General features: G+C 64.1%; 14 protein-coding genes and 1 riboswitch. Of the genes, 10 read left to right on the forward strand and 4 right to left on the reverse strand.

What is annotated here, in order from left to right; translation table 11 throughout:
* Positions 1-314 precede the first annotated feature (314 nt).
* A complete protein-coding gene (locus DWA33_RS18915; RefSeq protein ID WP_114360070.1) occupies positions 315-1,877 on the forward strand; it encodes a DUF4403 family protein in 1,563 nt (520 codons plus the stop codon).
* 82 nt (positions 1,878-1,959) lie between these two features.
* Here the strand turns inward: DWA33_RS18915 and DWA33_RS18920 are convergent, their stop codons facing one another.
* Together DWA33_RS18920 and DWA33_RS18925 are read right to left on the reverse strand one after the other, a co-directional pair.
* Entirely contained in the window at positions 1,960-2,529 is a 570-nt protein-coding gene (locus DWA33_RS18920) for a PRC-barrel domain-containing protein (protein ID WP_114360071.1), read from the reverse strand.
* A 288-nt stretch (positions 2,530-2,817) separates the two neighbouring features.
* Entirely contained in the window at positions 2,818-3,372 is a 555-nt protein-coding gene (locus DWA33_RS18925; RefSeq protein ID WP_114360072.1) for a hypothetical protein, read from the reverse strand.
* A gap of 165 nt (positions 3,373-3,537) precedes the next feature.
* Here DWA33_RS18925 and DWA33_RS18930 point away from each other — a divergent pair, with 165 nt between their 5' ends.
* Together DWA33_RS18930 and DWA33_RS18935 are read left to right on the forward strand one after the other, a co-directional pair.
* The gene (locus DWA33_RS18930) at positions 3,538-4,260 is read left to right on the forward strand and encodes a response regulator (RefSeq protein ID WP_114360073.1); all 723 of its coding nucleotides are present in this window, start codon (positions 3,538-3,540) and stop codon (positions 4,258-4,260) included.
* On the forward strand, positions 4,257-5,576 hold the full coding sequence (locus tag DWA33_RS18935) for an ATP-binding protein (RefSeq protein ID WP_114360074.1): 1,320 nt from the start codon (positions 4,257-4,259) through the stop codon (positions 5,574-5,576). The genes DWA33_RS18930 and DWA33_RS18935 overlap by 4 nt, the downstream gene beginning before the upstream one ends.
* A 123-nt stretch (positions 5,577-5,699) precedes the next feature.
* Positions 5,700-5,836, forward strand: a riboswitch (TPP riboswitch).
* On the opposite strand, the gene DWA33_RS25355 is transcribed toward DWA33_RS18935, so the two are convergent.
* On the reverse strand, positions 5,830-6,111 hold the full coding sequence (locus tag DWA33_RS25355) for a hypothetical protein (RefSeq protein ID WP_181902432.1): 282 nt from the start codon (positions 6,109-6,111) through the stop codon (positions 5,830-5,832). It overlaps the preceding riboswitch by 7 nt.
* On the opposite strand from DWA33_RS25355, the gene DWA33_RS18945 reads away from it, so the two are divergent.
* The 7 genes from DWA33_RS18945 to DWA33_RS24950 all read left to right on the forward strand — a co-directional run bounded on the left by DWA33_RS18945 (position 6,050) and on the right by DWA33_RS24950 (position 13,555).
* Positions 6,050-7,066, forward strand: coding sequence for an FAD-dependent oxidoreductase (locus DWA33_RS18945; protein WP_114360085.1), 1,017 nt, complete (start codon positions 6,050-6,052; stop codon positions 7,064-7,066). The genes DWA33_RS25355 and DWA33_RS18945 overlap by 62 nt on opposite strands.
* A complete protein-coding gene (thiS, locus tag DWA33_RS18950) occupies positions 7,057-7,254 on the forward strand; it encodes a sulfur carrier protein ThiS (protein ID WP_114360075.1) in 198 nt (65 codons plus the stop codon). Before DWA33_RS18945 ends, thiS begins: the two co-directional genes overlap by 10 nt.
* Positions 7,255-7,711: 457 nt before the next feature.
* Entirely contained in the window at positions 7,712-8,494 is a 783-nt protein-coding gene (locus DWA33_RS18955; protein ID WP_114360076.1) for a thiazole synthase, read from the forward strand.
* Positions 8,481-9,089: a thiamine phosphate synthase gene (locus DWA33_RS18960; RefSeq protein ID WP_114360077.1), complete on the forward strand. Its 609-nt coding sequence runs from the start codon at positions 8,481-8,483 to the stop codon at positions 9,087-9,089. The genes DWA33_RS18955 and DWA33_RS18960 overlap by 14 nt, the downstream gene beginning before the upstream one ends.
* Positions 9,090-9,313: 224 nt before the next feature.
* Entirely contained in the window at positions 9,314-11,239 is a 1,926-nt protein-coding gene (gene thiC, locus DWA33_RS18965) for a phosphomethylpyrimidine synthase ThiC (protein WP_114360078.1), read from the forward strand.
* Positions 11,240-11,346: 107 nt separating this feature from the next.
* Complete coding sequence (locus DWA33_RS18970) at positions 11,347-12,600, forward strand: hypothetical protein (protein WP_147270255.1); 1,254 nt, start codon at positions 11,347-11,349, stop codon at positions 12,598-12,600.
* Between the two features lie 106 nt (positions 12,601-12,706).
* Positions 12,707-13,555: a DUF6602 domain-containing protein gene (locus DWA33_RS24950; RefSeq protein WP_147270256.1), complete on the forward strand. Its 849-nt coding sequence runs from the start codon at positions 12,707-12,709 to the stop codon at positions 13,553-13,555.
* A 154-nt stretch (positions 13,556-13,709) separates the two neighbouring features.
* Here DWA33_RS24950 and DWA33_RS18975 read toward each other — a convergent pair whose 3' ends face one another.
* Positions 13,710-13,943 carry a DUF6429 family protein gene (locus tag DWA33_RS18975; protein WP_114360080.1) on the reverse strand — a complete coding sequence of 78 codons (234 nt, stop codon included), beginning with the start codon at positions 13,941-13,943 and terminating at the stop codon, positions 13,710-13,712.
* Positions 13,944-14,404 lie beyond the last annotated feature (461 nt).

The following is a 14,404-nucleotide window of genomic DNA, read 5'->3' on the forward strand; positions in this document are numbered from 1 at the left end:
GCGATCGCGACCTCCGGGCGGCGGCCCCTGCCGGTTCTACCAGGAACCGGACCAGTGCCTGGCGGTCGAACGACGGATCAGCACGGATTGGTGTCCAATCCGTGGGCACAGCGCTGTAGCGCACTGCGCTGCGAGCCCGACGGGCCGATCCGGCTGTAATCTTCGGCAACACGTCGCCGCATCCGCGGCGCCGTTGCCGGCGGCATTGCGGCGGTTTTGCGGGCCTTCCACGGCGGCATGGTAGCCGCCTGTTCCGCGGCTGGCGCACCCAGGCGCCGGCCTGTATTGTCCGGCCGTTCCGCCCCGGGGTATCGATGCGTTTCGTCAAGTTTGGATTGGTAGCACTCGCGATCGTCGCGATCTCGTTCACCGTCACGCTGAAGGCGTTCGACTGGATGGCGCCGCGCGCCATCTCGCCGCCGAGCCTGCAGGCGCTGCCGCCGTTGCCGCCGATCCGGCAGTCGACCGTGGTGGTGCCGGTGTCGGTGCCGCTCGGCACCATCCGCGATCTGGTCGACGCGGTGGCGCCGCGCAGCTTCTCCGGCAAGGCCGATAACCCGCTGTCGCAATACGTGCAGAACGCCGACATCCGCTGGACCGCCACCCGCGGCGCGGTCGCGGTGCGCGGCGTCCGCGATCAGCTCACCATCACCGCGCCGCTGACCGGTACGGTGAACGCCAAGGGATCGTTGTCGGCGAGCACCCAATCCAAGGTCGACGACACGCTCGGCCGGCTGCTCGGCAGCAAGGTCGCCAAGCAGATCGGCGTCAACATCAAGTCGTTCAACGCCAATGGCGAACTCAAAGGCACGATCGCGATCAGCGCCCGCCCGGAGGTGCTGCCGAACTGGCACGTCGACCCGCATCTCGACGCCGAAGTGGCGCTGTCGGATTCCGGCGTTTCGGTCGGCGGCGTCCGCATCGACGTGCCACAGCAGGTCAAGCCGGTGATCGACAAGGCGATCGCCGAGCAGCTCGGCAAACTCGAACGCCACATCCGCGACGACGGTGCGCTGGAACGCAGCGCGCGGCGGGAATGGGACCGGCTGTGCCGCTCGGTGCCGCTGCAGGGCGCCGGCGTGCCGAACGGCTTTTTCCTGGAGATCCGCCCGACCCGGGCGCTGGCAGCGCAGCCGCAGGTCGACGCGGCGGCGGCGACGCTGACGCTCGGCATCGTCGCCGACACGAGGATCACCGCCGGCCCGACCAAGCCGCAATGCCCGTTCCCGCCGGCGCTGCAGATGGTCGCGCCGGACACCGCCGGCGTCAAAGTCGCGGTGCCGATCGACATCCCGTTCAAGGAGCTCGACCGCATCCTCGAAGCGCAGTTCGTCGGCAAGACCTTTCCGGAGGGCGACAGCCGCGCCGCGATCACGGTGAAGCGCGCCAAGCTCGCCGCCAGCGGCGACCGGCTGCTGATCTCGCTGCTGGTGGACGCCAAGGAGAACCGCAGCCTGTTCGGCTTCGGCACCGAGGCGACGCTGCATGTCTGGGGCCGGCCGACGCTCGATCAGGAAGAGCAGACGCTGCGGCTGTCGGACATCCAGCTCGCGGTCGAATCCGAAGCCGCGTTCGGGCTGCTCGGCGACACCGCCCGCGCCGCAGTGCCGTATCTGGAGAAGGCGATCGCCGAAAAGGCGGTCATCGACCTCAAGCCGGAATCCACCAACATCCAGCGCCGGGTCGGCAGCATGATCGCCAACTATCAGCGCAACGAGGATGGAATGCGGATTTCCTCGGAAATCTCCAGCCTGCGGCTGTCGGATCTGGTGTTCGACTCCAACATGCTGCGGATCACCGCCGAGGCCAACGGCATTCTCGAGGTCAAGATCACGCGTCTGAAGCCGCCGGAGCTGCCGCAGCCGCAGCCGCGCTGACCGGCTGGCGTCCCCTTCATGTCAACGCGCACGGGCACCGCCGGCAAAACCGGCGGCGCCCGCGTTCATGGACCCGAGTCGCTTACTTGGAGTACTTGAACTCCGGCATCGACTGCAGCTGATCCTTGGTGGCGTTGAACACGGCGTGGTCCGGATACCAGCGATCGGCGTTGTTCGCAGTCGTGGTGGTGGAGCTGGCGGCACCGGTCGAGGTGGCGGCGCCGGTGGTGGTGCCGGCCGGCGACGTGGTCGAGGTGGCCGAGCCGGTCGGCGTGGTCTTGTTCATCGCGGTATTCGACGACACCGGGGTGTTGACGAACTGCAGCTTGTCGAACGCCACGGCGACGTCGCGCTCGCCGACGCCGAGGAAGCCGCCGACGCCGATCACCACCGCCTGGATACGGCCCTGGTTGTCGAGCAGGATCTCGTTGATGTCACCGAGCTTCTCGTTGCCCTGGTTGTAGACGTCGAGGCCCATCATCTTCGACGCGCGCCACTGCCCCATGTTCTGCTGCGACGCATCCGAGCTCGCCGCGGTGGTCGACTTCGACATCGTGTTGGCGTTGTTGGCCGGCGCCGGATTCTGCGCATAGGCGGCGGTCGCGAGCAGCGTGGTGCCGAGCAGACCGGCGATCATCGTGTTGGCCTTCATGGGAAGCCCTCCTTGCTTGTGAATGGTGCCTACAAAACCGCGGACACCACACTGCGTTCCCGCAATCGAACTTTTTTTCGCCGCTTCCCGGCATCCGCACGATTAGTTCGCGGCCACGGAGTTCCCTTGTATCCGGGTTCCCGTAGCGAGCCGCAATCACTCCAAGGTGCGTCGCAACGACGCGCGTCACCTCGGCGACTCCAACGAAGAAGCGCACCTCCTCCGGGACGGAAGAGGTGCGCTCGAACCGACGGCGTCACACAGTCGGGTAGATCCAGTTGGTGGAGTTCAGACTTGGTAGTTGATCAGCAGCGCCGAGAACGAGGAGGAACTGGTCGCGCTGCCGCTCGCGCCGTAGCTGCTCGCGCTCGACGATGATTGCTGCTCCTGCAGCAGCTTCAGGAACTCCTTCAGCACCTCGCTGACGTCGGAGCTCGACGACGAGGAGCCGCTCGACGAGACCGAGGACACCGAACCGGAGGAATCGTCGGGTGGCGGTGGCGGCGGCGGTCCACCGGCGCCGCCGGCCGCGCCGCCGGCGAAGGCGCTTTGGAACAGGCTCTGCAGTTCGCCGGCCTGGTCGGTGGTCAGGGTGCCGTTGGAGACTTCGGTCGCGATCAGATCGTCGATCTTCGACTTCATGTCACTCGGCTTCGAGCCGGCGCTGCCGCCGGCACGATCGCTCTGCAGCGCCGTATCGATGTCTTGCAGCGCCGTCGACAGCGCGTCCGCGTCGGACGAACTGACGGCGCCGGCGGAGACTTCGGAGGCGAGCTCCTTCTGGAGCATCTGGAGCGGTGACAGGTAGCTGCCGGTCGAGGCGGCGGAGGAAATGGAGGTCATGAGAAACTCCAGGCTTTGATCACGACCGACGCTATGGTTAATCAATTAACGAGATATTCCGGCGCCCTGCCCGGTTGGTTGCGGGATTTTGCGGACTGGCGCGTAGAAACAAACTGAAACAAGATTCTTCGGCAGGCCGCCTCGAAACATCGCAGAACCCCCGGCATGAGCAGCACACCGCCATCCATTCTCGTGGTCGAGGACGATCGCGAAACCCGCGCGCTGATCGCGAAGTATCTGCGCAGCAACAACTGCAACGTCGCCACCGCCGCGGACGGCCGCGATATGGAGCGCTGGATCGCCGACCATCGCGTCGATCTCGTGGTGCTCGACGTGATGCTGCCGGGCGAGGACGGCCTCAGCCTGTGCCGCAAGATCCGCGCGACCTCGCAACTGCCGATCATCATGCTGACGGCCCGCGGCGACGACGTCGACCGCATCCTCGGCCTGGAGATGGGCGCCGACGATTACCTGCCGAAACCATTCAATCCGCGTGAGCTGCTGGCGCGGATCCGCTCGGTGCTGCGCCGGCAGGCCACCGCGGTCACCGCCAGCGCCGTGCCCGGCGCCACCACGCTCGGCTTTCTCGGCTGGCGGATGGACTGCCGGCGGCGCGAATTGCGCAATCCCGAGGGCGCGCTGGTGGCGATGACCAGCGCCGAGTTCGACCTGCTGCAGGCGCTGTGCGAGCGCGCCGGACGGGTGCTGTCGCGCGAGGCCCTGCTCGACCTCACCCACGGCCGCAGCGTCGGCGCCTTCGAGCGCTCGATCGACGTGCTGATCAGCCGAATCCGGCGCAAGATCGAGCCCGATCCGCGCGAGGCGACGCTGATCAAGACGGTGCGGGCCGGCGGCTACGTCTTCACCCCGGTGGTCGAGGCGACATGAGCGTGCGCAGGCGGCTGGCGGCGCTCAAATTCGGCCTCGGACTGGAGGGTATACGCGGCCAGATCGCCATCCTGGTGCTGGCGTCGATCATCGCCAGCCACCTGATCATCGCGGTGGTGTTCTTCGTCAACCGGCCGGACCGGCCGATGCCCTCGCTGGCCGAGCCGCAGCAGTTGCACGCGCTGACGCAACTGATCGGGCGCAGCGCCGCCGCGGATCGGCCGCAACTGATCGCGACCATCGCCGCCGCCTTCCCGCGGCTCGAGATCACCACCGCCGCGTCGCCCCCCGCCGATGCCGCCGGATCGCAATGGCCGCCGCACGAGATCGCCGAACTGGGCTGGCGGCTCGGCCCGAGCTACCGGGTCACCGCACTCGGCGACGGCAAGGTGGTGATCACACTGCCGGACGGCGCCGCGATCGGCGCGCGGATGCCGCCGGAGCGGCGCCGGCCGCCGCCATGGGGCAATCCGTGGATGGCCTCGCTGCTGATCGGTGTGGTCAGCCTGGCGCTGCTCGGGCTGTGGGCGGCGCGCACGCTGGCGGCGCCGCTGTCGAGCTTCGCCGCGGCGGCGGAGAATTTCAGCCTGGACAGTTCGGACGCGCCGCTGCCGGAGCGCGGACCGGCGGAGATCCGCTCGCTGGCGCGGGCGCTGAACCGGATGCGCGGGCGCATCACCACGCTGATCGAGGATCGCACCAGGATGCTGGCGGCGATCAGCCACGATCTGCGCACCCCGATCACCCGGATGCGGCTGCGCGCCGAGTTCATCGAGGACGAGCACCAGCGCACCCAGACGCTGCACGACCTCGACCAGATGGGCGCGATGCTGACCGCGGTGCTGACCTTTCTGCGCGACGGCGCCACCCGCGACGCGCCGACGCTGATCGATCTCGCCAGCGCGATGCAACTGATCGCCGATCAGTTCGCCGACGTCGGCGCCAAAGTCAGCTATCAGGGCCCGGAGCACGCGATGGCAATGGCGCGGCCGGGCGATCTGCATCGCGCCGTCACCAACCTGGTCGAGAACGCGGTGCGGTTCGGCACCGAGGTGACGATCCGGCTGGCACTGACGCAGGATAGGGTCACCATCGAGGTCGAGGACGACGGCCCCGGCATCGCCGACGCCGACAAGGACAGCGTGCTGCAGCCGTTCGTGCGCGGCGACGACGCCCGCAACATGGACGACAGTTCCTCGTTCGGCCTCGGCCTGTCGATCGCCCGCGCCATCGCCCGCGGCCATCGCGGCGAGCTGTCGCTGCACAACCGCACGCCGAACGGCCTGGTCGCCCGCATCACCCTGCCGCGGCAATAGCCGGATCGCAGCGCCGCGTGGCGGCCGCTGCACGGCGCATCGTTCCAATTCCGCGGCGGGACGGGCGGCGCGCAGCCCTGCACCAAAGGCACGTTGACAGCGGGATTCATCCGCCTACATTGAGCCCGTTCCGAGGGGGGCTCCGACGAGGAGCTGAGATACCGCACGCTCGCCGCTTCGATCGCGAGGCACAGAGACCGCGGTGACCCTTTGAACCTGATCCGGGTCATGCCGGCGAAGGGACAGGGATGCATCAGAGACTTGAAGGCCGTGGCGGGGCCGAATCCGCCAATCTTTCCGCGTTTGCTTCCGTCGCTTCGGCTTCCGTCGCTTCGGCTTCCGTCGCTTCGGCTTCCGTCGCTTCGGCTTCAGTTGCCTCGGCTTCAGTTGCCTCGGCTTCAGTTGCCTCGGCTTCAGTTGCCTCGGCTTCAGTTGCCTCGGCTTCGGCTGCTTCGGCGTTGACCGCCGCGGCGCTGCGCAGCGAGAAGCCGGACCTGCGCAAGGATGCACCGGTGTCGGTGATCGGCGCCGGCATCGCCGGGGCTTGGCAGGCACTGCTGCTGGCGCGCGCCGGCCGCAAGGTCAGTCTGTACGAGCGCGGCGACAACGAGATGACACAGGCCACCAGCCATTGGGCCGGCGGCATGCTTGCGCCGTATTGCGAGGCCGAGGGCGCCGAGCCGATGGTCAGCCAGATCGGCATGCGCTCGCTGGAGATGTGGCGCAAGGAATTCCCGGACGCGGTGTTCAACGGCTCGCTGGTGGTGGCGCATCCGCGCGACCGCGCCGATTTCGAGCGCTTCGCCAAGATGACCACCGGCCACCGCCGCGTCGACGCCGACGGCATCGCCGAGCTGGAACCGGCGCTGGCCGGCCGGTTCCGCGAAGGCCTGTTCTTCCCCGACGAAGGCCATGTCGAGCCGCGGCTGGTGCTGGCGCGGCTGCACGAGCGGCTGATCGAGGCCGGCGGCTCGATCCATTTCGAATCGGAAATGACGCCGGAAGATCTCGACGGCCTGGTGATCGACTGCCGCGGCCTCGCGGCCCGCGACAAGGCGCCGGAGCTGCGCGGCGTCAAGGGCGAGATGGTGGTGATCAAGACCGCCGAGGTACAGCTGTCGCGCCCGGTGCGGCTGATGCACCCGCGCTGGCCGCTCTACGTCATCCCGCGCCAGAACAATCACTTCATGCTCGGCGCCACCACCGTCGAAAGCGAAGACGAATTGGTGATGGTGCGCTCGGCGCTGGAACTGCTGAGCGCGGCTTACGCGGTGCATCCGGCGTTCGGCGAAGCCCACATCGTCGAACTCGGCGCCGGGCTGCGTCCCGCCTTCCCCGACAACCTGCCGCGGATCGCCATCGGCAACCGCCGCGTCGCCACCAACGGCCTGTATCGTCACGGCTTCCTGATGGCGCCGTCGCTGGCCGAGAAAGTGGTGGCCTATGTCGAGCGCGGCGAGATCGACAATCAGGTGATGCGATGCTTGTGACCATCAACGGCGAACAGCGCGAGATCCAGTCCGCCAGCGTCGCGGCGCTGATGGCCGAGCTCGACTGCACCGGCGGCCACTTCGCCGTCGCGCTCAACTACGACGTCGTCCCCCGCGGCAAATGGGACGAGACGCCGGTCGCCGCCGGCGACGAAATCGAGATCCTGACCCCGCGGCAGGGGGGATGAGGATGGCCGCGCCCCGGACATCACCGTCCTTCAATCGGAGTGATGCACCGCGCCTGCCCCACACCCCGCCGTCATCGCCCGGCTCGTCCGGGCGACCCAGTATCCCAGAGCGGCTGCGATCTATCACCACCGCCCTGCAATACTGGATCCCCGCCTTCGCGGGGATGACGACTGTGGTGGGGATGAGGATGGCGGTGATACACGCTACGCGCCGCAGCGCCTCCGCTCCCCTCCCCCTTGCGGGGAGGGGTCGGGGGTGGGGGGCCGCGAGTCGCAGCGCTGCTACTCACCTCTCCCCGCGCGCGGGGAGAGGTCGAATGCTGAGCGCAGCGAAGCGTTCGGGTGAGGGGGCGCCTCCGCGCAGCCGAGAGGCTCGAACTCGCCGAACCGCCCCCTCACCCCAGCCCTCTCCCCGCACGCGGGGAGAGGGAGCGCGCCGCGGCACTGGAGATGCGTCATGGTGAAATTCTACGACCGCGAATTCGGCTCCCGGCTGCTGATCGGCAGCGCGCTGTATCCGTCGCCTTCGATCATGCAGGACTCGATCCGCGAGTCCGGCGCCGAGATCGTCACGGTGTCGCTGCGGCGCGAGACCGCGGGCGGCAAGGCCGGCGATCAGTTCTGGTCGCTGATCCGCGAACTCGGCGTCACCGTGCTGCCGAACACCGCCGGCTGCCGCGGCGTGCGCGATGCGGTGACCACCGCCAAGCTGGCGCGCGAATTGTTCGGGACGAGCTGGATCAAGTTAGAGGTGATCGCCGATAACGACACGCTGCAGCCGGACGTGGTCGGCCTGGTCGAAGCAGCTTCAATCCTGATCAAGGATGGCTTCGAGGTGTTTCCCTATTGCACCGAGGATCTGTCGGTGGCGATGCGGCTGGTCGATGCCGGATGCCGGGTGATCATGCCGTGGGCGGCGCCGATCGGCAGCGCGCGCGGCATCGTCAGTCGCGACGCGCTGAAGCTGCTGCGCGACCGCCTGCCCGACATCACGCTGGTGGTCGATGCCGGCCTCGGCGCGCCGAGCCACGCCGCCGAAGCGATGGAGCTCGGCTACGACGCCGTGTTGCTCAACACCGCGATCGCCAAGGCCGAAGACCCGGTGGCGATGGCGCGCGGCTTCAAGCTCGCGGTCGAAGCCGGCCGCACTGGTTACGAAGCGGGGCTGATGGGCGCCCGCGATTTCGCTTCGCCCTCCACCCCTGTGATCGGGACCCCGTTCTGGCATGCCGTATCCTGACCGTTTCTATCCCGTCGTCGACAGCATCGCGTGGGTCAAACGCCTCGCCGCGCTCGGCGTCGGCACCGTGCAGCTCCGCGCCAAGGACCTCGACGACGGCGCCGCGCTGCAGCTCGTCACCGACGCGCTCGCGGCGGTGAAGGACACGCCCACCAAGCTGATCATCAACGACTACTGGCGCGCCGCGATCGTCGCCGGCGCCCAGCATCTGCATCTCGGCCAGGAAGACCTCGCCGAGGCCGACCTCGCCGAGATCAAGAGCGCCGGGCTGACGCTCGGCCTCTCCACCCACGACGACGCCGAACTCGAAACCGCGCTGGCCGCGAAGCCGGACTACATCGCGCTCGGCCCGATCTTCCCGACCACGCTGAAATCGATGCGGTTTGCCCCGCAGGGCGTTCCGAAGATCACCGAATGGAAGAAGCGCGTCGGCAACATCCCGCTGGTCGCGATCGGCGGCATCAAGCTGGAGCAGGCCGAAGAGATCTTCGCCGCCGGCGCCGACTCGATCGCGGTGGTCAGCGACGTGACGCAGAACCCCGATCCAGACGCCCGCGTCCGCGCCTGGCTCGATTTCGTCGCCGAGAAGGCGTGATGACCGCTGCGACGCGCGGCGCCCTCACCCCAGCCCTCTCCCGCAAGCGGGAGAGGGAGCAGGCCGTGCGTGAGGCGCCGCCGCGACCGAAGCGCTAATTCCCCCTCTCCCGCGTGCGGGAGAGGGTCGGGGTGAGGGCGACACGCAACGTGCCCTCACCACTCCGACCGACAACACGACCGAACCAAGCGGCCCGAATAACAACCGATAACAAGGAGGATGGCATGAATATCCGCTCCAATCCCGAGACCACCCGCGCGGCCGTCACCACCGGCGCCCTGCCCTCCTCCAAGAAGATCTACGCGAACCCGACCGCCGCGCCGGAACTGCGCGTGCCGCTGCGCGAGATCATCCTGAGCGAGGCTGCCTCCGAGCCGAACCTGCCGGTGTACGACACCTCCGGCCCCTACACCGATCCGAACGTGGTCATCGACGTCAACAAGGGCCTGCCACGTCCCCGCACCGAATGGGTCAAGGAGCGCGGCGGCGTCGAGCAGTACGAAGGCCGCGACATCAAGCCGGAAGACAACGGCAATGTCGGCGCCGCGCATGCGGCGAAAGCCTTCACCGCACATCACCAGCCGCTGCGCGGCCTCAGTGATGCGCCGATCACGCAGTACGAATTCGCCAAGCGCGGCATCATCACCAAGGAGATGATCTACGTCGCCGAGCGCGAGAATTTGGGGCGCAAGCAGCAGCTCGAACGCGCCGAAGCGGCGCTGGCGGACGGTGAATCGTTCGGCGCCGCAGTGCCGGCGTTCATCACCCCGGAATTCGTCCGCGACGAGATCGCCCGCGGCCGCGCGATCATCCCGGCCAATATCAATCACGGCGAACTCGAGCCGATGATCATCGGCCGCAACTTCCTCACCAAGATCAACGCCAATATCGGCAACTCGGCGGTGACCTCGTCGGTCGAGGAGGAAGTCGACAAGATGGTGTGGGCGATCCGCTGGGGAGCCGACACCGTGATGGACCTCTCCACGGGGCGCAACATCCACACCACCCGGGAATGGATTTTGCGCAATTCGCCGGTCCCGATCGGCACCGTGCCGATCTATCAGGCGCTGGAGAAGTGCGAAGGCGATCCGGTCAAGCTGACCTGGGAGCTGTACAAGGACACGCTGATCGAGCAGGCCGAACAGGGCGTCGATTACTTCACCATCCACGCCGGCGTGCGGCTGCAATACATCCACCTCACCGCCAGCCGAGTCACCGGCATCGTGTCGCGCGGCGGCTCGATCATGGCGAAGTGGTGCCTGGCGCATCACAAGGAGAGCTTCCTCTACACGCATTTCGACGAGATCTGCGATCTGATGCGGAAATACGACGTGTCGTTCTCGCTCGGCGACGGCCTGCGGCCGGGCTCGATCGCGGACGCCAACGACCGCGCCCAGTTCGCCGAACTGGAGACGCTCGGCGAACTCACCAAGATCGCCTGGGACAAGGGCTGCCAGGTGATGATCGAAGGCCCCGGCCACGTGCCGATGCACAAGATCAAGATCAACATGGACAAGCAGCTCAAGGAGTGCGGCGAGGCGCCGTTCTACACCTTGGGCCCGCTGACCACCGACATCGCGCCGGGCTATGATCACATCACCAGCGGCATCGGCGCCGCGATGATCGGCTGGTTCGGCTGCGCGATGCTGTGCTACGTCACGCCGAAGGAGCACCTCGGCCTGCCCGACCGCAACGACGTCAAGACCGGCGTGATCACCTACAAGATCGCCGCCCACGCCGCCGACCTCGCCAAGGGCCACCCCGCCGCGCAGCTCCGCGACGACGCATTGAGCCGCGCCCGCTTCGAATTCCGCTGGCAGGACCAGTTCAACCTCGGCCTCGATCCGGATACGGCGCAAGCCTTCCACGACGAGACCCTGCCGAAGGACGCCCACAAGGTCGCGCATTTCTGCTCGATGTGCGGCCCAAAATTCTGCTCGATGAAGATCACCCAGGACGTCCGCGACTACGCCGCCGGCCTCGGCGACAACGAAAAAGCCGCCCTCTACCCGGTCGGCCACGCCGGCATGACCATCAGCGGCACCATCGAAGACGGCATGGCGCAGATGAGCGCCAAGTTCAAGGAGATGGGATCGAGCGTGTATCTCGACGCGGAGAAGGTGAAAGAGAGCAACAAGGCGCTGTCGTAAGGCAGCGGGCTCACCACACCACAAACGTCATGCCCGGGCTCGACCCGGGCATCCATCTGAAATGAATGTTAGCGAATACTACACCGAACCGGCGCGAAGAGCATAAGATGGCAGCTTTTGATGACGTCCACGATCCGATTATTCGAATATTTGCGATGAATCTCGTCGATGATCTCGTCGAAATTTCATTCTTGGCAGACCACCATCTCTATCTCGCTAGACGATCGCTCCTGAGCAACCCGCGAGCCGGACAGAATGAAAAGAACGACGCCACTCGCCAATACTACGACGCATACGACCCGAACGTTAGATATCGAATCCATATTTCGAACAGATGCAACGAAGCCATCAAGACCATTTCTGAGATATACCAGAGTAAAATCCGAGCGACTGAATTCTTTCTAGACAGCAGAAGACACTTTGTTCGCTATACAAACATAGACACCAACCTTGCCAACCTAAGACGATCACTCACCCCACTATCTGAGAAAATTCATCTACTGACCAACGTTTTGACGAAGAGCGACCCGAACGCGAGAGACAAGATTTATGAACTCGTGATTGGGAGCCAACTTGAGCAGCTCGACGCGCCCTACCTATTTGAAGTTGACAACGACACCATCGACCTCGCTCCACCCCCTCCGATTGAAAAACCTGCTAACGCCTCTGAAGCCCTCGCAATCTTGACCAGCGAAGCTTCTGCGATAGCTAAACGCTTAGAACTTACAAATGCTGACCGCCGCTTCTTAACTGCTCTAACCGATTACATTGGAGCGTTAATCGAGACTGACTTTTCGCCAATTAAGGTTGACCTTTATTCCAGCAAACTTCGCGCCTATCTGCTCCAGATGGCAGACGAGCTTCCAAGCTTCGCAATTGCGGAAGTATCAGCTCTACTTCTGTCACAAGAACGCGTGCTAAGGCAGTTCCCAGTTTGGAGAGAGTTCGAATCTGACGCGTCTCAGTACGAACCAGATCAGGACGAACTTACGAAACAACACGACCTTCTCGCCAATATCGCTACGGAAACTCGACAAGCATCGGGGGTAGCGAGTAATGAGGTTTTGGCCGCACTTGAACGACTGGAACGGAGCAGCGGGGAGATCGAGACTAGAAAGACGGCAACTTTGGGCGTCTGGCGCTCGTTGGAGAACTTTATAAAGGTCAACATACGGCATGTGATTGAGCTTGCTAAGACCATACAGAACAATTTGTCTCGCAATCAATCAAGATACATTAGATACTTGGAGAGAATTATTCCCTATCTTAAGCTGTATGTAGGCATGAACGACAACCGTAAATGGCTTCTTCCCGTTGTCCAATGGCTGGATGAAGTGATCAAGTTGTCTAAGCAACGCTAGCAAGCGTAGCCCGGGGTGAGCGAAGCGATACCCGGGGCTCCTGCGTTCGTTCAACCCCGCGTATCGCTGCGCTCACTCGGGCTACTCGCTGGAGGACAGTAAGTAGATGAACTCCGACGATCGTTCATCCTTAGCGAGATCAATTTCGAAACAGTTGCATAGAATGCTTGAGGCAAAGAAGCATCAAGCCGAATTGATTCAACACAATTTAGAAAAGGGCCTGGGAAATGAGCAGGCCCTCCGGGATCTTCTTAAATGGTTTCTCCCAAGACGATTCGGAATTGGCAAAGGCAAAGTCGCAAACTCAGATGGAAAGATGAGTCGACACGCCGACTTAATCATTTACGACGCGTTTCAATGTCCTGCCCTGTTCGTTGACGAGAACGAGAATCAAATTCTCCCAATCGAAGGGGTGTTTGAGGTCGTTGAAATTAAAACGACTTTAACGTCAAAGACTCTCGCGGACGCCTTTGAGAATCTAAAGACTGTGCACGACCTTAAACGACGATCGAATCTTTCAAACAACGAATTGGTTACCGGCTGCCCACCTGCTCTGAATATCTTTGCTTTTGCGGATGAAAGGTCATTGCATTCGATAGCCGATCAATTCGATAAACTTAGTAGGCAATACCCGGTCGAGGAAAGTTTCAGCTCGTTCAGCACAAAGAGCCCTGGCTACAAACGACACAATAAACGTCGTTATCTCGTCAAGAGCATCAGTGTTCTCGGCAAGGGATGCATCTTACATAACCTTGATGGCTCTATCGAAACCTTCGATTGGGGCGACTATACGCTTGGAATGTTTCTTACAGGTATCGTCACCGATTTTGAAAAAATCGCTTTAAAGACGCCGAATCTTACTCACTATCTAAACTGGATAATGATAGACGAATGGAGAGGCACTAATAAAGTGGAAGAGATCAGGTCGCGCTGGTCAAATACGGAGATGGACTGATAATCGAATTCGGATCGTCGCCCTTAACGCGGGTTAGCTCGGCAGGCCGTAGGGCGGATTAGCGTAGCGTAATCCGCCCTTGCGCCAAGGCACCGCCACGTTGGCCCGGCGGGTTACGCCTTCGGCTAACCCGCCCTACGGTCACACGTCGGCGTTACGTTTTCTTCTTCGCAAACATTCCCTCGAACAACTCTTTGGCACGCCGAAGGCCTTCGTCGGTAACCACGACCGACTGCGCCTTGCCGGCCGGGTTTCCGATCAGGCCCTTGTCGTGCAGCCGGTCCAACGTATTCCAGTCGTGGCCTTTCCAGGCGCGGGTGCCGTCATGCAATGTCAGATACAGCAGTGCCAGCGTCGCGTCGTCGATCTTGCCGGTGTCGAATTCCATCCTCGATCTCCCGGCCGGTTGGGCGGATGAGCGAAGCGTAATCTGCCACTCCCTCAATGAGAACACCGCTGTCACCGGCGGCCTACGCCTTCGGCTAACCCGCCCTTCGCGGGCTACTTGCTGCATCTCGTGGTCCTTGAACCCAAGCGCCTGCAACTGCGCCTTTGCTTGTTCGATCCTATCGATCTGCTCCCGTGATGGTATGATCGCAACGTCCATGGAGACTTCTAGCGTTTGCCGCAGGATTGATACCAACTCAATCAGGCCGCCGTCGACCGGGCTCGAAACGCGCAGTGGAAATGCGCCCGCCGCCAAGCGGCAAAAATCGCCGTTGACAAGCAGATCGAATAGGAATAAATACACATTACCTCTCCCATCGAGGGGCGCCTCCGGAGGCGTCTTGAGGCGGGGAGAGGGGCGGCGTCCTGCGTTGCGTGGTTCGCAGCCACGTGGCCCGGGAG

Source organism: Rhodopseudomonas pentothenatexigens (assembly GCF_900218015.1).
In the GTDB taxonomy this organism is placed as follows: domain Bacteria; phylum Pseudomonadota; class Alphaproteobacteria; order Rhizobiales; family Xanthobacteraceae; genus Rhodopseudomonas; species Rhodopseudomonas pentothenatexigens.

What these genes read in the sequence shown, in the direction of transcription:
- DWA33_RS18915 (WP_114360070.1), top strand. Translation starts at nt 315, where the DNA reads ATGCGTTTCGTCAAGTTTGGATTGGTAGCACTCGCGATCGTCGCGATC.
- DWA33_RS18920 (WP_114360071.1), bottom strand. Translation starts at nt 2,529, where the DNA reads ATGAAGGCCAACACGATGATCGCCGGTCTGCTCGGCACCACGCTGCTC.
- DWA33_RS18925 (WP_114360072.1), bottom strand. Translation starts at nt 3,372, where the DNA reads ATGACCTCCATTTCCTCCGCCGCCTCGACCGGCAGCTACCTGTCACCG.
- DWA33_RS18930 (WP_114360073.1), top strand. Translation starts at nt 3,538, where the DNA reads ATGAGCAGCACACCGCCATCCATTCTCGTGGTCGAGGACGATCGCGAA.
- DWA33_RS18935 (WP_114360074.1), top strand. Translation starts at nt 4,257, where the DNA reads ATGAGCGTGCGCAGGCGGCTGGCGGCGCTCAAATTCGGCCTCGGACTG.
- DWA33_RS25355 (WP_181902432.1), bottom strand. Translation starts at nt 6,111, where the DNA reads ATGCCGGCGCCGATCACCGACACCGGTGCATCCTTGCGCAGGTCCGGC.
- thiS (WP_114360075.1), top strand. Translation starts at nt 7,057, where the DNA reads ATGCTTGTGACCATCAACGGCGAACAGCGCGAGATCCAGTCCGCCAGC.
- DWA33_RS18955 (WP_114360076.1), top strand. Translation starts at nt 7,712, where the DNA reads ATGGTGAAATTCTACGACCGCGAATTCGGCTCCCGGCTGCTGATCGGC.
- DWA33_RS18960 (WP_114360077.1), top strand. Translation starts at nt 8,481, where the DNA reads ATGCCGTATCCTGACCGTTTCTATCCCGTCGTCGACAGCATCGCGTGG.
- thiC (WP_114360078.1), top strand. Translation starts at nt 9,314, where the DNA reads ATGAATATCCGCTCCAATCCCGAGACCACCCGCGCGGCCGTCACCACC.
- DWA33_RS18970 (WP_147270255.1), top strand. Translation starts at nt 11,347, where the DNA reads ATGGCAGCTTTTGATGACGTCCACGATCCGATTATTCGAATATTTGCG.
- DWA33_RS24950 (WP_147270256.1), top strand. Translation starts at nt 12,707, where the DNA reads ATGAACTCCGACGATCGTTCATCCTTAGCGAGATCAATTTCGAAACAG.
- DWA33_RS18975 (WP_114360080.1), bottom strand. Translation starts at nt 13,943, where the DNA reads ATGGAATTCGACACCGGCAAGATCGACGACGCGACGCTGGCACTGCTG.